Genomic DNA, 23,117 nt, shown 5'->3' with positions numbered 1-23,117 from the left:
CGTGGTGATACGCGAGAGTAGCCCCTGTACTTCCTTTGGATGACAGGAGCGCAGATGTCCCAGCCGCCGCAGCCGGGCGAACCCGAAGGTCAGGTGCCCGGTTCCGGGACTCCGCAGGGACAGCCCTACCAGCAGCCGTATCCGCAGTCCTATCCGCAGCAGCAGGGCTGGTACGGCCCGCCGCAGCCGCCGCCGTCGAACAAGACGGCACTCTGGGTCGGCCTGGGGGTGCTGGGGCTGGTCGTGGTGGTCGCCGTCGTGGCGATCACCGGTTTCGTGGCGCCGGGATTCTTCCTGTCGGACTCGAAGAGCGATGGCGCGGTGGCGTCGCCGTCTTCGTCATCGGCTCCGACGTCGAGCGTGCCGGAAACTGCCCCGTCGAGCTCGGTGCGGATCCCCGCGGACCGGGTTCCGGTACCGAAACGCACCACGCCGCTGGCGGATCCGAGCGAATGCGCGTACCCGGCGAGTACCGGCGGCGAGGTGCCGAAGAAGGCGACTCCGCCCGCGTCGGGGCCGACCCCGGCGTCCGGCACGACGGCGGTCACGATCAAGACGACCGTCGGCGACATCAGGCTGACCCTCGACAGCGCGCTCGCGCCGTGCACCGTGGCGAACTTCCTGTCGCTGGCGCGGCAGGGGTACTACGACAGCACCCCGTGCCACCGGCTCGCGACGTCGGGGCTGCAGATGCTCCAGTGCGGCGACCCGGCGGGCACCGGCACAGGCGGGCCGGGATACACGATCCCGGACGAGGTCTTCCCGGAGATCAAGTACGGCCGCGGGATCCTCGCCATGGCCAAGACCCAGGCGCCCAACTCGGGCGGCAGCCAGTTCTTCATGGTCTTCGGTGACGCGGAACTGCCGCCGGAGTACACGGTGTTCGGAAGTATCTCGGACGCGGGTCTCCAGGTGCTGGACAAGGTCGCGCGGGGCGGGGTGGACGAGTCCCAGGGCGTCGGGGACGGGACGGGGGCGCCGCGGATCCCGGTGACGTTCCAGTCGGTGGCGATCGGCTGACATGGGCTCGGACTGGTCTTGGACGTTGACGCTCCCCGAGGGAGCGTTGGATCCGGCGGCGATCGAACGGCTGCTGGGCCTGGCAGGCACGTTCGGTCTGTCGCCCCATCGGCCGGGCGGCGGGCACAATGGGTTCGACAACTCCCCGGGGCATGAGGGCGAACACCGTGTCCTGGACCGGGAGCAGCTGGTGCGCGGCCTTGCCGAAGGGACCTGGAGCACCAACCTGTGGACCCGGTCCGAGGTGGACGTCTGGTTGTCCACCGCTCCCGGCGGGCAGACGGTGTCCCTGTCGTTGAATTCGTGCCACTGCCGTCGGACCCCGGACGCCCGGGCTGAGCCGTTCCGGGAGTTGCACCACCGGCTCACCGAACTGTGGACGGCCATCGCGGGGGAGACCGGTGCGCTGTTCGGCCGCGTCGAGGACGAGTGGTCGCTGGAGCAGATCTGGTCCGAGCTGCCAGGCCCGGACTTCTCCGCGCCTCCGCTGGGATCTTGGCCGGACTGGCTGAGCTGGCACACCTACTTCGACGCCGCACGGTATCGGATGCTGTCCCCTCTGCCCGCCGGACTGGACGTTCGCCAGACTCCCGACGGGGGAGCGGTGATCGTGCTGGCGGCTGATCCGGCCGCTGTCGATCCTCTGGAGTTCGCCCGGCTGCACCGTCGCTACCGTCAGATGCCGAACAAGGCCGAAGCGTTGCCCGAAGAGAACTTCCGACGGTCCACATCGGACGGAAGCTCACCGAGAAAAGCGTCGATCTCCTCCCGCGTCGGCTGCTGAAAAGGATAGTCGGTCGAGAAGATCAGCCGGTCGGTCGAAGTCACCGACAGGGCGTGCCGCAGCAGCGCCGGGTTGAACATGCCGGACGTGGTGATGAAGAAGTTCGTCCGCAGGTAGTCCGAGACCGGCCGCCGCAAGCCGCCGACACGGGACAGGCTGTCCGCCCGGTCCAGCCAGAACAGCAGCATCTCGCCCCAATGACCGAGCACGACCTGCAAGTCAGGATGCCGGTCGAAGGTGCCCCGCAGGATCAGCCGCAGCGCCGCCGTCGCGGCGTCGAGGTGCCAGCCCCAGCCGAAAGTGGCGAGCGCGAGGTCGGTCATGGGGTCGAAGCCGCGGTACGACGCGTCGCGGACGGCGGCCGAGGGCAGCTGGGGATGCAGGAAGACAGGCTGGCGAAGTGCCGCCGCCGTGGCGAAGAAGTCGTCGTAGGCGGGGTCGTCGAGGAAACGGTCGCCCGACCGGCCGTAGACCATGGTGCCCACGTGCCCGAGATCGGCGGCTCGCTCGAGTTCGCCGGCGACTTCACTCGGCGCCGACATCGGCAACGTGGAGAGGGAACGGAAGCGCGTCGGGTGGGCGGCGACGGCCGCGGCGGAGACGTCGTTCGCGGTTCGGCTCAGCCGCAGCGCTTCTTCGGCGGGAAGCGACTGGGTTCCCGGTGGTGTCAGGGCAAGGATCGAGACGTCGATGCCCTGTGCGTCCATGGTCGCGATCCGGCCCGCGCCCAAGTCCTGTAGCCGTTCCTGGTGGTCCCCGAGGTCGTTGAAGGCGAGGCTTTCGTCGCGGGCTTCAGGCGGAAGACCGTCGAGGGCGTCGGTCAGCTCCGGCAGGATCCAGTGTTCTTCGATCGCGATGAGCGTCATTTCCTCACCTTTTCCGTCGCGTTCAAGCAGGGGATCGCCGCGATGACGGCGAGTACGGCGATGGTGATCGCCATCGGCACCGCGGAATGCCCGTCGCCCACGCTGACGAGCGGCGAGACGACGGCCGCGAGCCCGAACTGTGTCGCGCCGAGGACGGCCGAACCGGTTCCGGCGGCTCCGGGGACCGCGTCCAGGGCGATCGCCGTGGCGGGCCCGAGGATGAAACCCAGCGCCGAGACCGCGAAGAAGATCGGCACCGGCAGCAAAGCGACGCCGATCGGCAGCAACGCCATCGCGAGCAACACGGCCGAGGCGGCGACGAGCCAGAGGACACCGCCGGTGAGCACGCGGCGCGGTTCGGCGCGGTGCAGCAGCCGTGACGCCGCCGCGCTGCTCAGCACCAGGCCGAGCGCGTTGAGCGCGAACATCAGGCCGTAGCCGACGGCGCTCATCCCGATGACCGACTGGTACAGGAAAGGCGACGCGGAGATGTAGGCCATCAGCACGCCGAACGAGAAGACGAGCGTGAGCGTGGGGGACAGGTACGCGCGGCTCCGAAGTGCCCGGAACCCGGCATTGCCGGAGGTGCCCCTCCGCTCCCGGGGCAGGCTTTCCCGCACCATCACGGCGGATCCGGCGAGCATGGCGACGGCAAGTCCGACCAGGACGCCGAGGATTCCGCGCCAGTGGATCGCGTCGACCAGCAGGCTGCCCAGCAGCGGTGCGACCACCGGTGCCACCCCGCCGACGATCATCATCAAGCTGAACGCGCGGGCGGCGGCCCGGCCGGTGGCCAGGTCGGCGATGACCGCGCGGCCGATGACCATGCCCGCCGCGGCGCTCAGTCCTTGCAGGAGTCGCGCGGCCAGCAGAACGGAGATCGTGGGCGCGAACGCGGCGAGCAGGCTCGCGGCGATGAACACCGCCGAACCGGTGAGCAGCGGTCCGCGCCTGCCCCATCGATCGGACACGGGGCCGAAGATCAGCTGCCCGGCCGCGAGTCCGAGCAGGAACGTCGTGAGGGTCAGCTGGATCGCCGTGTCGCTGGTCTCCAGGTCGACGGCCATCCGCGGGAACGCCGCCAGGTAGAGGTCGATGCCGAACGGGGCGACGCTGGCCAGCAGGGCGAGCACGAGCAGCAAGGGGACCGGGATGGTGCCGCGGGACCGCGTGTCCACCGATGTGTCCACCGATACTCCTATCAGATGATAGCTATCAACTGACAGCAAATGTACCATTGCCTGGTGGACGATGAGCAAACGTCACGGCTGTTCGAACTCGCCGACCTGATCCTGGCGGTGGGCCGTCAGATCCACGCGTCCAAGGAATTCGCGAACAGAGAGTTCGCGTCCGACTCCTGGACACCGCTGGAAAGCGCCGTGATGCGGTTCATCGACCGGAACCCCGGCACCTCGGCCCGCGCCGCGGCCGAGGCCACCCAGTTGATCTCCAGCAACTTCAGCAGGGCGGTGCGCGGGCTGGAGAAGAAAGGCCTCGTGCACCGCGAAACCGACCAGGACGACGCCCGGCGGATCCGGCTCTATCCCACCGCCCGCGCGCACGAGAACCTGCGGCAGCTCCGCGAGATCTGGAGCGGGCTGCTCGACGGCATCGTGTCCGACCCGGACGAGATCGAGACCGTGACCTCGATCCTCCGGCGGATCGAAACGCAGCTCACCGCCAAATCCCTGGCCGCTTCGGACACCACCGGGAAGTCCGGCTAGCGATCAGGGCAGGGACACGTCGACCCGCAGACCGCCGTCCTCACCGGGTACGGCGGATACCCGGCCGTGGTGCGCGAGAGCGATCGAGCGCACGATGGACAGTCCGAGTCCGGCTCCGTCGCGGTGGTTCGTGCGATCGGCGGTGAGGCGGCGGAACGGCTGGAACAGCGTGTCGACCGATTCGGCGGGCACGCGCTCGCCGGAGTTGCGCACGCTCAGCGCGGGTTCGTCGCCGACGATCAGTTCGATCCAGCCGTGCGGCTGGTTGTACTTGATCGCGTTGTGGACCAGGTTGGCGATCAGCCGTTCCAACAGGAGCGGGTCGCCGGGCACGGTCCGCTCGGCGATTTCCCGGCGCACGGTGAGTTCGTGCTCGGCCAGCCGCTCGCCGAACTTCGCGAGCACCGAATCCACCAGTTCGTCCAGGCGCACCGGGATCGTGCCGGGCAGTCCCCGGTCGGCCTCCGCCAGCACGAGCAGCCCCTCGATCAGCCGCTCGTTGCGGTCGTTGACCACGAGCAGCTGGGCCGCCAGCCGATGGACCTCTTCGCCGCCACCGGTGACCATCGCGACTTCGGCGAGCGTCCGCTGCACCGCGAGCGGCGTACGCAGCTCGTGCGACGCGTTCGCCGCGAACCGGCGCTGCCCCTCGAAACCGACCGCGACCCGGTCGAGCATGCTGTTCACCGCGACGGCCAGCTCCCGCATTTCGCCGTCGGTCTGTTCGAGCCGCATGCGCTGACCGAGGTTCTGCGGCCCCAGCTGCTCGATGGTCGCGGTGAGATCGGGCAACGGCCGTACCACCCACGACGCCACCGGGCGCCTGATCAAGATCACGAGCACGGCCGTCGCGATGAGCGGCAAAGCCCACCAGAGCCCGCCCGCTGTGTCGGCGCAGCCGGTGCCCCGCGGGCAGAAGTCGCGGTCCACGAAGGTCCCGAACACCATGCCCGCCGACTTGGCGAGCGGGTAGAGCAGCAGCAGGAGAGCGATGAACGCGCCGAGGAGGACCAGCTCGATCCGGCCGCGCACCGACGCCCGCGACCGCCTCAGGTACCCAGCCGATAGCCCGCGCCGGGCACGGTGTGGATCACCCGCGGTGCCCCGAGTTTCTTCCGCAACGTCATCACCGTGACCCGGACCGTGTTCGTGAACGGGTCGGCGTGCTCGTCCCATGCCTTCTCCAGTAGCTCTTCCGCGCTGACGGCCCGTCCTTCGGCCCGCAACAACACTTCCAGGACGGCGAACTCCTTGGGAGACAACGGCAACGGCCGCCCGTCCCGTGACGCGAACCGTTTCGCCGGGTCCAGTTCCACCCCGGCCCGGTCGAGCACCGGCGGCAGCGCCGGACGGGCTCTCCTGGCCAGCGCGTGCACCCGGGCGACGAGTTCGGCGAAGGCGAACGGCTTGGTGAGGTAGTCGTCCGCCCCGAGGCCGAGCCCGTCGACGCGATCCCGGATTCCCGCCGCGGCCGTGAGCATCAGGACACGGGTTTCGCCGTCACCTTCGGCGATCCTCCGGCAGACCTCGTCGCCGTGCACCAGCGGGAGGTCGCGATCGAGCAGCACGACGTCGTACCGGTTGACCACGACGCGTTCGAGTGCCGCGTCGCCGTCGTAGCAGACGTCCACCGCCATCCCGAGGTGCCGCAGGCCTTCGGTGATGGAGTCCGCCAGCATCCGCTCGTCTTCGGCCACGAGTACCCGCATCAACCATTCCCCACGTGCCCAGTAGAACGCCGGACGGATAAAGAGCCGATAAAAGTCGATCTTAACGGCCCTGGAGCACCCGCCGCCTAGACCTGTCGCATGATCTTCATCGGAAAGAGCGCGGCCGTGGGACTGGGCGGGTCCGTTTTGGTCTCGCTCGGCGCGTTCGGGGCAGGGGCGACACTGCGGAACGGTCCCGCGCTGTCCGGGAACGGCCGGATGCTCGCCACCGCTGTGCTGTACCTCGGCCTCGTCCTGATGCTGGCTGCTTGGGTCCGGTTAGGACGGTCGGCGAGCGCACGCGAGGTCGTGCGGGCGGCCTGGCTGTGGTGCGTCCCGCTGCTGTGCGCGCCACCATTGTTCAGCACCGATCTGTACACCTATCTCGCGCAGGGCGCGGTGGCGCACGCCGGCCTCGACCCGTACACGCACGTTCCCGCCGACGTTCCCGGTCCGATCACCGGCAACGCCGCGGGCGGCTGGTCGTTCATCTCTTCGCCGTACGGGCCGTTGCACATCCTGATCGTGAAGAGCGTGCTCGCCGTCACCGGTGAGAACCTGGTGCTCAGCGCTTTCTTGACCCGACTGGCGATGGTCGCCGGTCTGGCGTTGCTCTGTGCCGCGTTGCCCGTCCTGTGCCGGTTTCTCGGTGCCCGGCCGGAACGAGCGCTGTGGCTGACGGTGGCGAATCCGCTGATGGTGCTCTGCGTGGTTTCCGGCGGGCACAACGATTTGCTTATGGTCGGACTGCTCGCGGCCGGTACGGCGCTCGTGCTCACCCGGGCGCCCGGGACCGGGTTCGCCTTGGTCACACTGGCCGCCGCGGTGAAGATCCCCGCGGCCGTGGCGTTGCCGTTCCTGGTGTGGGTGTGGGCACGGCGGTCAGGTGGGCGTGGCTTCTTCCGCGCCTTCGTGACGGCAGTGTCCATTGTGGTCTGTACGTTCGGTCTCTGTACTGTCGTCGCCGGGGTCGACCTCGGCTGGATCCGTGCGCTGAGCGGGAATTCGTGGCTGGAACCCTGGCTGTCGATCCCGACCGCACTCGGGAAGATCGTGCGGGTGGCGCTGCCCGGTTTCGCGGACGCCGTCGCGGTGTGCCGGATCGCGGGCTGGGCCGTCCTCGCCGTTCTGGTGACGTGGCTGTGGTGGCGTTCGCGGGCGGGTGGCGGTGCGGCGGTCCGCGGTGCGGCGGTGGCGTTGCTGGCGGCGGCGCTGCTGACGCCGGTGGCGTTCCCCTGGTACTTCACCTGGCCGTTGGCGCTCGGGGCGGCGGCCGCGTGGCCGGGCTGGTGCGTGGCTGTCGCGGCCGCCGCCTCGACTTGGCTCGTGGTGAGCACCCACCCCGACGGGGCGACGCTGCTGCCGCCATGGGGATTCGGGGTGCTGCTGGTGGTCTCCGCGGGTGTCGGTGTGCTGACCGCGCGGGTCACTCCTTCTCCGCCGGCTGGCGCCCCGAATGTGGCATTGGGGACACTCAATGTCCCCAATGCCACATTCGGGGCACCGGAAGCTCGTCAGAGCGGGTTGTGAGCTCCCAGCGGCGCGGTGCAGAACGGCCCGCCGACGTACTCCGCCGCGACCCCGGTCGGAGCGGGCTGGTCCGCCAGCTGGTCGGCGTAGGTTTCCGCGTTGTCGAGCGACTTGTAGCCCAGCTCCTCGGCTTCGGCGAGCGAGTAGATCCGGCGCGTGTTGTCGGAGACGCCCCAGATCAGCCGGTAGCCGGGGGAGGGGTAGCTCAGGCAGGCTTCGAACAGGCGGGCGCCGTCGTCGGGGGAGAGCCAGGTCGTCAGTCCGCGCGGGCCGAGGACGATCGGGCTTTCGAAGCACGAGCCGATCCGGATGACGATCACGTCCATGCCGAACCGCGAGTGGTACAGGCTGCCGAGCGCTTCGATGGCCGCCTTGCTGACGCCGTAGTAGGTGTCGGGCCTGGGCGTGGAGTCGGCGGGGAGACCGTTCTCGCCCGCTTCGTCGTTGCGGCGGAAACCGACGGAGTGGTTGCTGGAGGCCAGGATCACGCGCGGCACGCCGGCCGCCCGCGCGGCTTCGAGGACGGTGTGGGTGCCGTTGATGTTGACGTCGAGCGTGGCTTCCCACGAGTTCTCGCGGCTGTGCCCGCCGAGGTGGATCACCGCGTCGACACCCGCGCACGCTTTCGCCATCGCCTCCGGGTCGGTCACCGACGCGGTGATCAGCTCGACGTCCTCGCCGCCCGCGGCCTCGGGCTGCGCGGCGAGGTCGAGCAGCCGCAGCACCCGGCCGGAACGGCGCAGCCTCGACCGCATCAGGGTGCCGACGATGCCCGCCGAGCCGGTGATCAGGACGCGCTGGTCTGCCATGTGAACCCCTTGTCAGTTAAGGAAAGTGCGAGACGATCAGCGGATGCCGGCGCGGCGCAGTTGCTGGCCGAGCTCCGCGGTGATTTCGGCGAGGAGCTCGCCGACGCGCTGGGCGTCGGCGTCGGCGACTTCGGTGACCGGCATGGAGCAGCTGATCGCGTCCGTGCCGGGGATGCGGTACGGGATCACGGCCGCGACGCACCGGACGCCGAGGCTGCCTTCCTCGATTTCCGCCGCATAGCCGCGTTCGCGGGTCTTCGCGCATTCGGCGTGCAGCGCCTCGGCCGAGGTGATGGTGTTCGGGGTCAGCGCCGACAGCTCTCCGGTCAGGAGCCCGTCGATCTCGTCGTGCGTCAGTTCGGCGAGCAAGGCCTTCCCCAGCGCGGTCGCGTGGGTGGGCAGCGTGCGGCCGACGCGGGACACCAGATGCGTCGAGTGCCGTGACTCGCGTGTCTCCAGGTAGACGACGTCGGTGCCCTCGCGGCGTGCGAAGTGCGCGGTGAAGCCGGTCTTCTCCCGGATCCGCTCCAGCGCCTCGGTCGCGTACGGGACGACCGGGTCGCGGTCCAGGTACGCCGTGCCGCAGATCAGCGCGCGGACGCCGAGCCGGTAGCGGGCGGTGTTGGTGTCGACTTCCAGCCAGCCCGCTTCGAGCAGTGTGCGGAGCAGGCCGTGCAGGCTCGACCTGGGGAAACCGGTCCGCGCGTGGAGATCCGACAGGGAGAGCCACACGTCGTTCGCGGCGAAGGTCTCGATGAGATCGATCGCCCGCCGGGCGGATTTGACCCCGGCGGGTTCGGGAGCGGCGGAGACGCCGTTCTCCACCGTGACAGCGGGGGCTTCCTGCTGTGGCATCCGCACTCCTCCAACCGGCCGTTGACTTGTGACCCTGGCCATATTAGCGTCCCGAACAGCGTTCTTATGGATGAACATAATCACTATAACAGACTCCGTTCATGGATGTGAACAGGTCGGGCTGGACCTTCGTGAACGCGGAAAGGAGTCAGCGGTGCATTTGCTGGACTGGATCATGGTGTCCGCGTATTTCGTGCTGATGGTGGTGATCGGGCTGTGGTCGCACAGCCGGGTCAACACGGTCAGCGACTTCTTCACCGCCGGCGGGAAGATGCCGTGGTGGCTGGCCGGGATCTCCCACCACATGTCCGGCTACAGCGCGGTCCTCTTCGTCGCGTACGCGGGTGTCGCCTACACGGACGGCATCACCGTCTACTTCTGGGGAATGGCCAGCATCGGTATCGGCGTCGGCATCGGCAGCTGGCTGTTCGCCTCGCGGTGGAACCGCCTGCGCTCGAAGCTCGGCGTCGCCTCGCCGCTCGAATACCTGGCGAAGCGCTTCAACGTGCCCACCCAGCAGGCGCTGGCCTGGAGTGGCAGCCTCCTGAAGATCTTCGACATCGCGGCGAAGTGGTTCGCGGTCGCGACGATCCTCAACGTCTTCGCGGGCGTGCCCTACACCTGGGGCATCATCATCACCGGCTCGATCACGCTGATCTACTGCACCGTCGGCGGTCTCTGGGCCGACGCGCTCACCGACTTCGGCCAGTTCGTCATCCAGGCCATCGCGGCGATCGTGATGCTGTGGGTCGTGCTGGACAAGCTCGGCGGCGTCTCCGGCCTGTGGACCGTGTGGGGGGACCTCCCGCCCGCCCACCTCAACCCGACCACGTCGAAGTTCACCACCGTGGTTTTGCTCGTCTACGTGCTGGTGAAGACGCTGGAGTACAACGGCGGTATGTGGAACCTGGCGCAGCGCTACATGGCCGCGCCGAACACCTACGAAGCCCGTCGCGGCGCGCGGCTCTCCTCGATCCTGTACCTGGTGTGGCCGCTGGTGATGATGTTCCCGATGTTCGCCGCCCCGCTGCTGATCCCGAACATCTCCAACCCCAACAACGCCTACGCGATCATGACCACGACGTTCCTCCCGCCGGGGCTGGTCGGGCTGGTGCTGGCCGGGATCTTCTCGCACACCATGGCGATGGTGTCCTCCGACGCCAACGCGATCTCCGCGGTCATCACCCGCGACATGATGCCGGTGCTGTGGAAGAAGGCCCGTGACTTCACCGAATCGCAGGGGCTGCTCGCCGCCCGGGTCTCGACGGTGATCTTCGTCGTGCTGACCATGGCGGTGGCCACGCAGGCCGAGAAACTCGGCGGTGTGCTCGGTATCGTGGTGCTGTGGGTCGCGGCGCTGATGGGCCCGATCTCGGTACCGCTACTGCTCGGCATGCTCCCGGCGTTCCGCCGCTCGGGCTCCCGCGCCGCGCTGATCTCGTGGGCGGGCGGTCTCGTCGCCTACGCGATCGCCTACTACGGCTACAACGCCACCCTCGCGGTCACCGTGTCCACCCCGATCCTGGTCTCACTGGCGCTGTTCATCGGGCTCGGCTACCTCATGCCGGAGCGCAAGGCCTCCACCGACGAGATCATCGACACCATCGACCGCGACGACGACCTCACCCCCCGCAAGTCGCAGGACGGCACCACCGTGCCCGCCTGACCGGGACCCGAACCCGGGATCAACCGATAAGAACGAAAGAGAAATCCATGGCACCCACCAAGATCGAACTCGACGGCCTGCTGGCGTTCCCTCTGACCCCCTTCACCGAGGGGCTGGAACTCAACCTCGACGCGTTCGCGGAAACCGTCGAGAGCCACGTGGCCGCCGGGGCCGGCGCGCTGTTCGTCGCCTGCGGTACGGGCGAATTCAGCTCGCTGTCCCCGGACGAGCACGCAGCGATCCTGCGCAAGGCTCGTGAGGTCGTCGCCGGACGGGTGCCGGTGTGGGTCGGGGCCGGCGGCGGTGCCGCGACGGCCCGTGCCGGGATCGCGGCGGCGGAGGCGGGCGGCGCGGACGGCGTCCTCCTCCTGCCGCCGTACCTGGTGACCGGCCCGCCGTCCGGGCTGGTCGACCACGTCCGGTACGCCGTCGGGGATTCCTCGATCCCGGTGATCGTGTACCACCGTTCCACCGGCGTTTTCACCCCGGACTCCGCCGTCGAGCTTCTCGGCATCCCGACGGTGGTCGGTCTCAAGGACGGATTCGGCGACGTCGAGCTGATGAGCCGGATCATCACCTCGATCCGCTCGGTCGACACCGACCGCGCCCGGGACTTCCTGTTCTTCAACGGTCTTCCCACGGCCGAGGTCTCCGCTCGTGCCTACGCCGCTGTCGGCGTGGCGCGCTACTCCTCGGCCGTGCACTGCTTCGCCCCCGAGATCGCGGCCCGCTTCCACCGCGCGCTCGCGGAGAAGGACGACGCCGTCATGGAGGCACTGCTCGCCGGGTTCTACCTGCCGCTCGTGGCGCTGCGGGACGAGGGACAGGGCTTCGCCGTGTCGCTGGTCAAGGCGGCCGCGCGGCTGCGCGGGGACAAGGTCGGCTCGGTCCGGCCGCCGCTGGTCGAGCCGACCGCCGACCAGGTCGCCCGCCTGGAGAAGATCGTCGACGACGGATTCGCCGTCCTCAAGTCCGTCGAGGCCGGTGCCTGAAGATGAAGGTTCTCGACGTCGTCCTGACCCCGGTCGCCTTCGCCGACCCGCCGCTGCTCAACGCGATGGGGGTGCACGAGCCCTTCGCGCTGCGCGGTGTCGTCCAGCTGATCTGCGAGGACGGAGTGGTCGGCCTCGGCGAGTCCTACGGTGACCTCGCGTTCCTGGAGCAGGTCCGGAAGGTGCTGCCGGAACTCAAGGGGCACGACGTGTTCGACCTGCCCGGCCTTCGCCGGAAGGTCGCCACGACGCTGGGCGAGGTCGTCTTCGCCGACGCGCACGGTCTCACCGGCGGCTTCTCCGTCAGCAAGACCGTGGCCAGCGTGTACTCGCTGTTCGAGGTGGCCGCGCTCGACGCGCAGGGCCACTACCTCGGCAGGCCGGTGGTGGACCTGCTCGGCGGCAAGGCGCGCGACGCCGTCGACTTCTCCGCCTACCTGTTCTACAAGTTCGGCGCCCACCTCGGCGCCGAGGAGGACTCGTGGGGCGAGGTGACCACGCCGGAGGCGCTCGTCGGCGAGGCACGGCGGATGGTCGACGAGTACGGCTTCCGCTCCATCAAGCTCAAGGGCGGTGCGTTCGACCCCGATCAGGAGATGGCCGGGATCCGCGCGCTCGCCGAGGCGTTCCCGGACCACCCGCTCCGCATCGACCCGAACGCGGCCTGGACCGTCGAAACCGGGATCCGGGTCGCCGAGGAGCTCGACGGTGTCCTGGAGTACCTCGAAGACCCGACGCCGGGTATCGAGGGCATGGCGCGGGTCGCGGAGAAGGCGAACATGCCGCTGGCCACGAACATGTGCGTCGTGCGCTTCGCGGACATCGAGCCCGCCTTCCGGCAGCGGGCGGTCGGGGTAATACTTTCGGACCATCATTACTGGGGTGGTCTGCGGGACACCCAGGCCCTTTCCATCACGGCGGAATGCTTCGACGTGGGCCTTTCCATGCATTCGAACAGTCATCTCGGGATCAGTCTGGCCGCTATGGTGCACGTGGCCGCGGCGACGCCGCACCTGACCTACGCCTGCGACACCCACTGGCCGTGGAAGACGGCCGACGTCATCGCCCCGGGTGCGCTGGAGTTCGTCGACGGTGCGGTCGCGGTGCCCGACAAGCCGGGGCTGGGGGTCGAGCTCGACCCCGACGCGCTGGCGCGGGCCCATGAAGACTATGTCCGCAGTGGACAGACCAAACGGGATGACGTGACCTATATGCGGAAGTTCGTCGGAAACTTCGAACCGAACACAGCACGGTGGTGACGGGGTGAAGGTCACCGGATACGCCTATCCCTGGGACGTCGTCGACGATCCCGGGTTCGTCGAGCGCGTACGGGAACTCGGTGTCGACGAGGTCGCCGTCGCCGTTTCGTACCACAGCGCCCGCGCGGCGACGCCCTGGTCGCCGGAGCGCACTTCGGTCGTCGCGCGCCACGCGGCGCTGTACCGGCCGGTGCGCGACGAGGCCTGGGGCGAGCTGAAGCCCGCCGAGCCGGACTGGGTCGAAAGCCGCGACAGCGCGGGCGACGCCGTCCGGGCGCTGAACGAGGCGGGGATCCCGGCCGCGGCGTGGATCGTGCTGACCCACAATTCGCAGCTGGGCATCCGGTTCCCGGACTACACCGTGCGGAACTGCTTCGGCGAGCGGTACCCGTGGGCGCTGTGCCCCGGCCAGCCCGCGGTGCGCGAGTACGCGGCGAACGTGACGGCGGAGAGCCTCGCCGGGCTCGATTTCGCCACGGTCGTCCTCGAAGCCTGCGGTCCGCTCGGCGCCGTTCACCAGCACCAGCACGAGAAGACCGACGGCGTCTGGTCGCCCGCGGTGGCGCGGCTGCTGTCGATCTGCTGCTGCGACGCCTGTCTCGACGCGTGGGCCGCGGCCGGTCAGGACCCGGCGAAGGCGCTGGGCAAGCTGCGGGCCGAGGTCCGGCGGCTGATCGACAGCGGCGACCTCCGCGCGACCGAGGACAAGATCCTGCCCACCCTGCGGCAGGTCCTGCTCGACACCCGCCAGAACGCGACCGACGCGCTCCGGCGCGAGGTGCTCGCGAAGATCCCGTCCGGGCCCCGGATCGTGCTGCACGGCGCGATGGACCCGTGGGTCACCGGCGCGCTGCCGGGGCTGACGCCGTCGGCCCCGGCCGACGTCGACGCGGTGGTGCTGCAGAACTGGGCACCCGGTCACCCCAGCGTGGGTGCCGTCGCGACGGCGCGGGCGAAGCTGCCGGAGAAGGTCGCCGTCGGCAGCTACATCACCGCGGTGGCCGCGAGCCCGGTTCCCGACATCGAGGCCTACACCCTCGAACTCGGCAAGGCGGGCGCCACCGAACTGCACCTGTACCACCTCGGCCTCGCCGGCCCGGGGCGCTGGGCGGACCTCATCGCCGCCGTCAGCGCCGCGCAAGAACTCTAGGAGAATCACGAAATCATGAGCCAGGCAACGGATCCCGCCACGCTCGAACAGATCCTCGCGGCCGCCGCCGATGCGGCAGGCACGACGGCGGCCGCGACCCCAGCCCAGCGCGCCGCCTGGCTGAACGCCGCGGCGGACGCCCTCGACGCGGCCGCCGACGAGCTGATCGCGCTGGCCAACCAGGAGACGCATCTCCCGGCCGCCCCGCGGTTGCAGGGCGAGCTGAAGCGCACGACGTTCCAGCTGCGCCTCTTCGGCGAGGTGCTGGCCGACGGCTCGTTCCTCGGCGCCACCGTCGACCACGCGGACGCCGCGTGGCCGATGGGACCGCGTCCGGACATCCGCCGGCTGCTCGCCCCGATCGGACCGGTGCTGGTGTTCGCCGCCAGCAACTTCCCGTTCGCGTTCAGCGTCGCGGGCGGGGACACCGCGTCGGCGCTGGCCGCCGGTTGCCCCGTCGTGCTCAAGGCGCACTCGGGTCACCCGGAGCTGTCCGCCCGCACCGGTGAGGTCCTGCGCGAGGCACTGGTCAAGGCCGGTGCGCCGGAAGGGATCTTCGCGGTCGTCTACGGCCAGCAGAACGGCGTCACCGCGCTGAAGGACCCGCGGATCCAGGCGGCGTCGTTCACCGGTTCGGTGCCGGGCGGGCGGGCGCTCTTCGACATCGCCACCTCGCGGCCGTCGCCGATCCCGTTCTACGGCGAGCTCGGCAGCGTCAACCCCGTCGTCGTCACCCAGTCTGCGATCGACGCGCGTGGTGAGGCGATCGCGAAGGCGTACGCGGGTTCGTTCACCCTCGGCGCCGGGCAGTTCTGCACCAAACCGGGGCTGCTTTTCCTGCCCGAGGGCCACGGCCTGGAGGACACGCTGCGCGAGGCCGTCGCGGCGATCCCGGCACAGCCGATGCTCAACGAACGCATCGCGGCCGGTTTCGCCGACGGACTGGCGAAACTGAGCGAGGTCGACGGTGTCGAGGTGCTGTCGGAATCCGTTGGCACGGAAGGGATCTCGCACGGCGCGACCCTGCTCGCCACCACCGCCAAGGACTTCCTCGCCGACGGCGACACGGTCCGCGAGGAGTGTTTCGGCCCGGCGTCGCTGATCGTCACCTACACCGACCAGGCCGAGCTGATCAGCCTGCTCGGCGTGATGGAACCCGGGCTCACCGCGACCATCCAGGGCGAAGAGTCCGATGTGGACTGGATCCGCCCGGTCCTCCCGTCGCTGACCCGCGTCGCCGGTCGTCTGCTGTGGAACGACTGGCCGACCGGCGTCACGGTCACCTGGGCACAGGAACACGGTGGTCCCTACCCGGCGACCACCGCGCCGACCAGCACCTCGGTCGGCACCGCCGCGATCGAGCGGTTCCTGCGACCGATCGCCTGGCAGGGCTTCCCCGACGCGCTGCTGCCGGAACCGTTGCAGGAGAACAACCCGTGGGGCCTGCCGCGCAGGACCGACGGGAAACGCTAGAAAGCTCGTGAGTGGTAAGGACGGTTCTAACCGTCCTTACCACTCACGAGGCCCCACCACCCGCCGCCGCCCTGGTTACCGTCTTTCGACCCCTCTTGGGAGGCTCCGCCATGCCCGGATTCGGTTACGTCGACAGGAGAACGGCGCTGCGGGGAGGCGCGGCGGCGGCTGCTTCGGTGGCGCTCACGACCGCTCTCGCCAGCCCTTCGTCAGCCCAAGCGTCGAGGACGGGCGGCATGTCCTCGATCGTCACCGGCTACCGCGAACTCCAGACCGGGATCGACCGGCCGTCGGCGGAGCGCGCCGCCGCGCTGGCGAACCTGGATCGGGTCGCGAAGTCCTACCACGACAGCATGACGGTGGGCGACGGTCCACTGTGGAAGGACCTCCCGCTCGGCCCGGGCAGCGACTTCACGACGTCGATGTACGCCCGGCTCCGCGCGATCGCGGTCAACTGGGGCACCCCGGGCGGCACGCTGGCGGGCGACGCGGGCGTGCTCACCCGGATCAAGGGCGCGCTGGAACTGCTGTACACCAGCGATCAGTACAGCGAGAAGACCGCCGAGATCGGCAACTGGTACACCTACGAGATCGGCGTCCCGCTCTACCTGCTGCACATCCTCGCGACCGTCGCCGACGAGCTGACCCGGGACGAACTCGCCAAGTACCTCAAGCCGGTGCTGAAGTTCTCCGGGAACCCGAACCTCCGCACGAACAACCCGAGCGTCGTCGAGACCGGCGCCAACCGCGCGGACAAGTCGACGATCTCCATCGTCTCCGGCGCGATGCTCGGTGACGCCGAACGGATCAAACGCGGCGTCGCAGCGTTCACCGACGTCGAGGGCGGGGGAGCGGCGAGCGTCATCGCCAAGCTCCACCGCGCCGGCGGTGACGGCTTCCACACCGACGGCTCCTTCCTCCAGCACGATTCGGTGCCGTATCCCGGGCACTACGGGATCATCCTGCTCACCGCCCTCGCTTCAGCCATCCACGTCACCAAGGGCACGGAGTTCGAACTGCCCGCCGACGTCCGCGACGCGGCGTACGCACTGGTCTCCGACACGTTCGCGCCGTTCGTCCACGCGGGCGCGCTGATGGAGTCGGTCCGCGGCCGGTTCCTTTCCCGGCAAGGGGAATCCGCGCACGACATCGGACACCAGCTCACCGGGGCGGTCGTGCTGCTGGCGCGGTCGGCGAGCGGGGAACGCGAGAAGGAACTCGGCGGGCTCGCCGCGAAGTGGATCACCGAGGACACCTTCGCGCCGTACCTGAAGATCCCGGACCCCGAGCGGTTCGCGCCTGGCCCTGACCTCGTCGGAATCCCCGGCATCGAGTTCGCGCAGGAGTTGCTGGCGACCGGGATCCGTCCGGCGCGGACGGTCGCGGCGCACCGGGTGTTCGGCCAGCAGGACCGGATGGTGCACGTCACCGAGGGCTGGTCGGCCTCGCTCGGCGTCGCCTCGACGCGGATCTCGCGGTACGAGTCGATCAACTCGATGAACCTGCACGGCTGGTACGTCGGCGACGGCGCGCTGTACCTGTTCCTGCCCAAGGCCAAAGGACATTTCACCGACGCCTACTGGCCGACCGTCGATCCGCGGCTGCTGCCGGGCACGACCACCAAGAGCGGACCGCCTCCCAAACTGGAGTCGGTCCCGTTGACCGGCAAGGATCACTGCGGCGGTGTCCGCTGGGACGCGCGGCACGGCGCGCACGCACTCGACTTCGTCTCGCAAGACGGCACGCTGACCGCGAAGAAGTCGTGGTTCTTCACGGCGTCCGGTGTGGTGTGCCTCGGCGCCGGGATCACCGATTCCTCCGGCGAACGGATCCGGACCACCATCGAGAACCGCAACCTCGGCGAGAACGGCTCGGGCGCCCTGCTCGCCGACGGCCACCTCGTCGGCGGGTCGGAGTCCCTGCGGCGCAAGCGATGGCTGCATCTGGAGAAGGTCGGCGGCTACGTCCTGCTCGACGACGCGGAGGTGACCGCGCTGCGCGAGGACCGGACGGGGACCTGGCGCGACGTCGACAAGGGCGCCAACACCAAGGGCACCACGGTGCCCTACACCCGGCGCTATCAAAAGCTGGTGATCGAGCACGGGGCCGCCCCTTCGGGCGCGAGCTACGCCTACGCCGTGCTGCCCACCGCGTCGGTGCTGGAGACGATCGCCTCGGCCTGGTCGTGGCGCGTGCGGTCCAACACCGTGACCGTGCAGGCCGTCCGGCTGTGGGACGCGACGTTGCTCGCGAACTTCTTCGCCGCCGGTTCGGTCGACGAGGTGTCGGTGTCCGGACCCGCGTCGGTGGCGCTGGGACGGAAGGGGAACGGCTGGCAGCTGGCCGTTTCGGACCCGACGCAGCGGCAGGACGTCCTGCGCGTGACGGTGCGGCGGAAGACCGTCGAGGTGCCGGTGAAGGACACCTTCGGCGCGACCCAGATCGTCCGCATTTAGAGGACTAAATGCATGGTCGGTAGCGGGCCATTTAGGTCAGGATCTGGCCTGAATGGTCCCTACGGTCGTTTCATGACCGACATCGAGCAGTTCCGCATCGACATCCCGCAGTCCGAGCTGGACGACCTGGCCGACCGGCTGGCCCGCACCCGCTGGCCGTCGGCGCTGCCCGGTGCCGAATGGAGCCGGGGTGTACCGGTCTCCTACCTCAAGGACCTGGCCGAGTACTGGCGAGACGGCTACGACTGGCGCGCGTGGGAGAAGCAGCTCAACGAGTTCTCGCAGTACGTCACGGAGATCGACGGCCAGCGCGTGCACTTCCTGCACGTCCGGTCGCCGGAGCCGGACGCGATACCCCTGATCATGACGCACAGCTGGCCGAACTCGATCGCCGAATTCCTGAACGTCCTCGGCCCGCTCACCGACCCGCGGGCACACGGCCTCGACCCGTCGCGTGCCTTCCACGTCGTCGCGCCCTCCTTGCCCGGCTTCGGCTTCTCGCTGTTCCCCGAACCGGCCGACGAGCGGCCGTGGGACATCGCGCGGGTGGCGCGGACCTGGGCGGAGCTGATGAGCCGGCTCGGCTACGAACGCTATGGCGCGCACGGGAACGACGCCGGCGCGCTGGTGACGCCCTGCCTGGCGGTGCACGCGCCCGAGCACGTCATCGGCTCGCACATCACGTCCGGACTCGGTGTCCCGATGGGCGATCCGGCCGATTTCGAGGGGCTCACCGAACAGGACCAGGCCGAACTGGCGGGGCTGATGGAGCGCTTCGCCGGTGGTAGCGGCTACGCGCCGTACCTGACGAACAGGCCGCAGACGCTGAGCTTCGGTTTCCTCGATTCGCCGGTCGCGCAGCTGGCGTACCTGGTCGAACGGTTCAAGGAGTTCGACGGCTGGCCCGAAGGCGCCGCGCCTGCCGAGCCGATCGACCGTGACCTGCTGCTGACCAACGCCACGCTGTACTGGCTGACCGGGACCGGCGCCACTTCGCTGTGGCCGTACTACGAGGGCGCGGCCGCGATGCCGATCGACCAGAAGCTGGTGCCGACCGGGGTGTCGCACGGCGGGCCGTCCGCCCTGCGGAAGATCGCCTCGCGCAAGAACGACATCGTGCGCTGGGCCGATCACGAGAGCCCGAGCCACATGGTGGCGATGGCCGTCCCGGACGACGTCGTGACCGAACTCCGGGAATTCTTCGGGAATCTCCGGAAGTGATGTCGAGCGGTGGTCATCGGCTCCGACCCGGGGACGAAGCTAAAGTCGAAGCGACCCTGTGGAGGACCTGATGACCACCTCGTTCGAGACCGTGACCTCGGCCGACGGCACCCCGATCGCCTTCGACCGGACCGGCGAGGGCACGCCGGTGATCCTGGTCGGCGGCGCGTTCAACGACCGGACGACCGTCGCCGGTCTCGCCGCGACGCTGTCCCCGGACTTCACCGCGTTCGCCTACGACCGGCGAGGCCGCGGCGACAGCGGCGCGGGCGCTGTCTATTCGGTGGAACGCGAGGTCGAGGATCTCGCCGCGCTGATCGACCACGCCGGTGGCTCGGCGGCGGTCTTCGGGCACTCGTCGGGTGCCGTGCTGGCGCTGGAGGCGGCCGCCCGAGGTGTCGTCATGACCAGCCTGGCCGTGTACGAGCCGCCGTTCGTCGTCGACGACAGCCGTACCCGGCCCGCGGCTGACCTCTTCGATCGCGTCCGGGCACTGATCGCCGACGGCGACCGCGACGGCGCGGCGGAACTCTTCCTGGTCGAGGGGACGGGCACCCCGGCCGAGGTCGTCAAGGGGATGCGGGAAGACGCGTTCTGGGCCTGGTTCGCCGGGCTCGCCCACACGCTGCCCTACGACCTCGCCCTGTGCGGCCCCGGCAATGTGCTGCCCGCCGACAGGCTGGCCAAGATCTCCGTGCCCACGCTGGTGCTGGACGGCGGGGAGAGTGACGCCTGGATGCGCGCGGGCGCCCGCGCGGTCGCGGACACGATCCCCGGCGCCCGGTATGTCACGGTCGAGGGTCAGGACCACGGCGCCCTCCATCAGCCGGACGCCCTGCGCGGGCCGCTCACCGAGTTCCTCAGGTGACGACCTTCAGGGATTCGGCGGGCAGGCCCATCGCCGTGTAGAGGTCCCGCGCGGCTCGGGTTCGTCCCAATCCGGCCAGTGCGCGGGCTTCTTGCAGCCGGTAGCCGATCCGCCTCGCCGTTTCGAGTGCGAGGCGATGCCGCCGGAGCCCCGCCGCCGTCTCGCCGAGCGCGAGGCAGGCGGTGCCCAGGCTGTTGGCCGCCATCGCCAGCAGCAGCGGATGATTGAGCCGGGTGAGGATCTCGCACGCGCGTTCGGCCTGCTCCCGCGCCTCGCCGTGGCGGTGGGCGAGAAGCAGGGAGTCGGCGTGGTCGATCCGGCTCCACGCCTCGCCGAACGGATAGCCGAGATCCTGTGAGGCGGTGGTCGAGCGTTCGATGACGTCGAACGCTTCGTCGAACCGGCCGAGCCTCGCGAGGACGAGGCCGAGCTGGGCCGAACTCAGGATCGTGCCGCGAGGTTCCTCGCGCAGCTCCACCGCTCTCCGAGCGGAGACCAGCGCGTCGTCCAGCCTGCCGAGGACCTCCTGCGCGTTGCTGAGATTGGTCCAGAGCGCGGCGGCGGCGGACTCCTCTTCGACGGCGAGCCCGTCGCGATAGAACCGGATCGCCTCGGGGTAGCGGCCGAGCATGCTGTGCAGGGCGCCTGCCCTGGACAGGGCGATCGCCTCGGCCGCGCGGTCGCCGGCGGCACGGACGACGTCCAAACGCTCCAGGGCGCAGTCCATTCCTTCGGTGAGCCGACCGTTCTCCCAGAACGCCAGGGTGAGGCTTGCCAGGCTCAGCTGGATCGCGTGCGGGTCGCCGATCCGGCGGGCGGCGGTGATGCCGGTGCGCGCGACGGCGAGCAGTTCGTCGAGATGCCCGCTCTCCCGGAGGTGTTCCGCGGTGTCCACGGCGATCCGCCAGGCGTGGCCGTCGTGACCGGAGCCGAGGGCGTGGCGGGTGACCGCGATCAGGTTGGCCCGTTCCGTTTCGTACCAGCCTGAATCGCCGCCTTCGCGGTAGTGGTCGAGCAGCCTGCTCACCGCCGGAGCCGATTCCTCGTCACTCGCGGCGTCGCGGGCGTGCTCGGCGATCAGGTCGTGGAACGAGTACCGGCCCAGCGCGGGCTGCCTGAGCAAGTGGGCGTCGAGCAGGTCCTCCAGCAGGCGCTCGGCCTCGGGTTCGCCGGTACCGGCCAGCGCGGCCGCCGCGGGTACGCCGATGTCGGCGCCGGGATTCCGCCCCAGTAAACGGAACATGCGCTGTTGCGCGGCGTCGAGCTCCCGATAGGACAGTGCGAACGCCGCGGCGACGTCGCGTCCGGCGACCTTCAGCTCGGCCAGCCTGTCGTGTTCGGAACCCAGGCGCTCGGCGAGCGTCCGCACGGTCCACTGTGGACGATTCTGCAAGCGGGCGGCCGCGATCCGGATCGCCAGCGGAAGATTCCCGCACAGCGCGGCCACTCCCGAATCCGGGCGGCCGGACGCCGCCGCGAACAGCGCGCTCGCCTGTTCGTCCGGCAGGACTTCGAGACTGAGCGACGCGGCACCGTCGACGGCGGCCAGCCGTCGCCTGCCGGTGACGACGAGGGCGACCGTGGCCGAACCGGGCAGGAGCGGCCGCAGCTGTTCCGCGCTCGCGGCGTTGTCGAGCACCACGAGCAGCGACCGGCCCGCCGTTCTGGTCCGCCACAGTTCGGCTCGCCGGTCGACGCCGCCTGGAAGCCTGCTCGCCGGGATGTCGAGTTGCCCGAGCAGGGCTTCGAGCGCGGCTTCGGGGGAGAGGGGTTCGCGGCCCGGGGAGTGGCCGTGCAGATCCACGAACAGCTGCCCGTCGGGGAAGTCGGCGGCGAGCCGGTGCGCGGCGTGGACGGCGAGCGAGGTCTTGCCGACCCCGGCCATTCCGTCGACGGCCACCGGGCGCCCCAGCCTGACGGCGTCGAGGAGACGGCGGATCTCGTCCTCCCGGCCGGTGAAATCCGGGACGTCGTAGGGGAGAAAGCAGCGCGCCTTGCCGTATTCCGGCTCGTCGCGAAGGATCCGCTCGTAGAGTTCGCGCAGCTTCGGGCCGGGATCGATCCCGAGTTCTTCCACCAGCCGCGCCTGCGCCCGCCGGTAGACGTTCAGCGCGTCGGCCTGTCTGCCCTGCTGGTGCAGCGCGCGCATGAGCAGTCCGGTGAACGCCTCGCGGAACGGGTGCTCGGCGACCAGGGCCGTCAGTTCCGCGACACGATCCTCTCCGGTGCCGATCTCTTCGTCGAGGCAACGTTCCACAATGGACAGGCGGCGCTCGTCGAGTTCGTCCGCCTTGCCGCGCAAAGCCGTACTGTCCACACCGGACAGTGCGGGTCCGTGCCAGCACCCGAGCGCCTCACGGAACTCGCCACGCGAAACGTGCTCCTCGAACGAGCGCAGGTCGAAAGTACCCGGGCGCAGGACGAAACCGGGCCCCTCGGCGGTCAGGACGTCGTCGTCGGCTCCCTCGGCGACCAGGGAGCGCTTCAGGGCGGTGGTGAGGTTGCGGATCTGGCGGACGGCCGTGGCGGGCGGGTCGTCGTCCCAGACGACGTCCACCAGCCGCGAGACCGAGACGATGTGATCGGCGCCGAGCAGCAGCGCCGCCAGGATGCGTTCCTGCCGCGATCCCGCCAGCTTCAGCGGCCGCGCGCCAGTGCGGCACTGCACCGGCCCCAGAATCCGGAACTCCATCGCACCCCCTCCCGCGAGGTTAACCGGCCCCGCGCTCGCGCCG

General features: G+C 69.8%; 19 protein-coding genes. 12 read left to right on the top strand and 7 right to left on the bottom strand.

Annotated features, from left to right (window positions below):
- The first annotated feature begins 54 nt into the window (after positions 1-54).
- A complete protein-coding gene (locus tag CFP71_RS14505) occupies positions 55-1,020 on the top strand; it encodes a peptidylprolyl isomerase (RefSeq protein WP_093934372.1) in 966 nt (321 codons plus the stop codon).
- Positions 1,021-1,045: 25 nt separating this feature from the next.
- Positions 1,046-1,804, top strand: coding sequence for a hypothetical protein (locus CFP71_RS14500; RefSeq protein ID WP_244199673.1), 759 nt, complete (start codon positions 1,046-1,048; stop codon positions 1,802-1,804).
- Here CFP71_RS14500 and CFP71_RS14495 read toward each other — a convergent pair.
- On the bottom strand, positions 1,696-2,670 hold the full coding sequence (locus CFP71_RS14495; RefSeq protein ID WP_093934371.1) for an amidohydrolase family protein: 975 nt from the start codon (positions 2,668-2,670) through the stop codon (positions 1,696-1,698). The genes CFP71_RS14500 and CFP71_RS14495 overlap by 109 nt on opposite strands.
- Complete coding sequence (locus CFP71_RS14490) at positions 2,667-3,860, bottom strand: multidrug effflux MFS transporter (RefSeq protein ID WP_093934370.1); 1,194 nt, start codon at positions 3,858-3,860, stop codon at positions 2,667-2,669. The genes CFP71_RS14495 and CFP71_RS14490 overlap by 4 nt, the downstream gene beginning before the upstream one ends.
- A 54-nt stretch (positions 3,861-3,914) precedes the next feature.
- On the opposite strand from CFP71_RS14490, the gene CFP71_RS14485 reads away from it, so the two are divergent.
- Positions 3,915-4,394, top strand: coding sequence for a MarR family winged helix-turn-helix transcriptional regulator (locus tag CFP71_RS14485; protein WP_093934397.1), 480 nt, complete (start codon positions 3,915-3,917; stop codon positions 4,392-4,394).
- Between the two features lie 3 nt (positions 4,395-4,397).
- Here CFP71_RS14485 and CFP71_RS14480 read toward each other — a convergent pair whose 3' ends face one another.
- Both CFP71_RS14480 and CFP71_RS14475 read right to left on the bottom strand, forming a co-directional pair.
- Positions 4,398-5,426 carry a sensor histidine kinase gene (locus tag CFP71_RS14480; protein WP_093934369.1) on the bottom strand — a complete coding sequence of 343 codons (1,029 nt, stop codon included), beginning with the start codon at positions 5,424-5,426 and terminating at the stop codon, positions 4,398-4,400.
- Positions 5,427-5,443: 17 nt separating this feature from the next.
- Complete coding sequence (locus tag CFP71_RS14475) at positions 5,444-6,103, bottom strand: response regulator transcription factor (protein ID WP_093934368.1); 660 nt, start codon at positions 6,101-6,103, stop codon at positions 5,444-5,446.
- A gap of 99 nt (positions 6,104-6,202) precedes the next feature.
- Here CFP71_RS14475 and mptB point away from each other — a divergent pair, with 99 nt between their 5' ends.
- Positions 6,203-7,633: a polyprenol phosphomannose-dependent alpha 1,6 mannosyltransferase MptB gene (gene mptB, locus CFP71_RS14470; RefSeq protein ID WP_093934367.1), complete on the top strand. Its 1,431-nt coding sequence runs from the start codon at positions 6,203-6,205 to the stop codon at positions 7,631-7,633.
- Here the strand turns inward: mptB and CFP71_RS14465 are convergent.
- Positions 7,618-8,442: an NAD-dependent epimerase/dehydratase family protein gene (locus CFP71_RS14465; RefSeq protein ID WP_093934366.1), complete on the bottom strand. Its 825-nt coding sequence runs from the start codon at positions 8,440-8,442 to the stop codon at positions 7,618-7,620. The two genes, mptB and CFP71_RS14465, sit on opposite strands and share 16 nt — an antisense overlap.
- A 36-nt stretch (positions 8,443-8,478) precedes the next feature.
- On the bottom strand, positions 8,479-9,297 hold the full coding sequence (locus CFP71_RS14460) for an IclR family transcriptional regulator (RefSeq protein ID WP_093934365.1): 819 nt from the start codon (positions 9,295-9,297) through the stop codon (positions 8,479-8,481).
- Positions 9,298-9,451: 154 nt separating this feature from the next.
- Here CFP71_RS14460 and CFP71_RS14455 point away from each other — a divergent pair, with 154 nt between their 5' ends.
- The 8 genes from CFP71_RS14455 (at position 9,452) to CFP71_RS14420 (ending at position 20,382) form a co-directional block, all read left to right on the top strand.
- Positions 9,452-10,963: a sodium:solute symporter family protein gene (locus CFP71_RS14455; protein ID WP_093934364.1), complete on the top strand. Its 1,512-nt coding sequence runs from the start codon at positions 9,452-9,454 to the stop codon at positions 10,961-10,963.
- A 47-nt stretch (positions 10,964-11,010) separates the two neighbouring features.
- On the top strand, positions 11,011-11,955 hold the full coding sequence (locus tag CFP71_RS14450) for a 5-dehydro-4-deoxyglucarate dehydratase (RefSeq protein WP_093934363.1): 945 nt from the start codon (positions 11,011-11,013) through the stop codon (positions 11,953-11,955).
- Between the two features lie 2 nt (positions 11,956-11,957).
- Entirely contained in the window at positions 11,958-13,214 is a 1,257-nt protein-coding gene (locus CFP71_RS14445; RefSeq protein ID WP_093934362.1) for a glucarate dehydratase family protein, read from the top strand.
- A gap of 4 nt (positions 13,215-13,218) precedes the next feature.
- Positions 13,219-14,364, top strand: a complete 1,146-nt coding sequence (locus CFP71_RS14440; RefSeq protein ID WP_093934361.1) for a hypothetical protein — start codon at positions 13,219-13,221, stop codon at positions 14,362-14,364.
- Positions 14,365-14,379: 15 nt separating this feature from the next.
- The gene (locus CFP71_RS14435) at positions 14,380-15,837 is read left to right on the top strand and encodes an aldehyde dehydrogenase (NADP(+)) (RefSeq protein WP_093934360.1); all 1,458 of its coding nucleotides are present in this window, start codon (positions 14,380-14,382) and stop codon (positions 15,835-15,837) included.
- A gap of 110 nt (positions 15,838-15,947) precedes the next feature.
- Positions 15,948-18,293 carry a polysaccharide lyase 8 family protein gene (locus CFP71_RS14430; protein WP_093934359.1) on the top strand — a complete coding sequence of 782 codons (2,346 nt, stop codon included), beginning with the start codon at positions 15,948-15,950 and terminating at the stop codon, positions 18,291-18,293.
- A gap of 72 nt (positions 18,294-18,365) precedes the next feature.
- Positions 18,366-19,514 (top strand): epoxide hydrolase family protein, encoded by a 1,149-nt coding sequence (locus CFP71_RS14425; protein ID WP_093934358.1) that lies wholly within the window; start codon positions 18,366-18,368, stop codon positions 19,512-19,514.
- Between the two features lie 70 nt (positions 19,515-19,584).
- A complete protein-coding gene (locus CFP71_RS14420) occupies positions 19,585-20,382 on the top strand; it encodes an alpha/beta fold hydrolase (protein WP_167406122.1) in 798 nt (265 codons plus the stop codon).
- On the opposite strand, the gene CFP71_RS14415 is transcribed toward CFP71_RS14420, so the two are convergent.
- Entirely contained in the window at positions 20,375-23,074 is a 2,700-nt protein-coding gene (locus CFP71_RS14415) for an AfsR/SARP family transcriptional regulator (RefSeq protein ID WP_093934356.1), read from the bottom strand. The genes CFP71_RS14420 and CFP71_RS14415 overlap by 8 nt on opposite strands.
- Positions 23,075-23,117: the final 43 nt, after the last annotated feature.

Origin of the sequence: Amycolatopsis thailandensis (assembly GCF_002234405.1) — a bacterium.
Lineage (GTDB): Bacteria > Actinomycetota > Actinomycetes > Mycobacteriales > Pseudonocardiaceae > Amycolatopsis > Amycolatopsis thailandensis.
The sequence above is the reverse complement of the archived record's forward strand: the minus strand, read 5'-3'. Positions and strand labels throughout refer to the sequence as shown.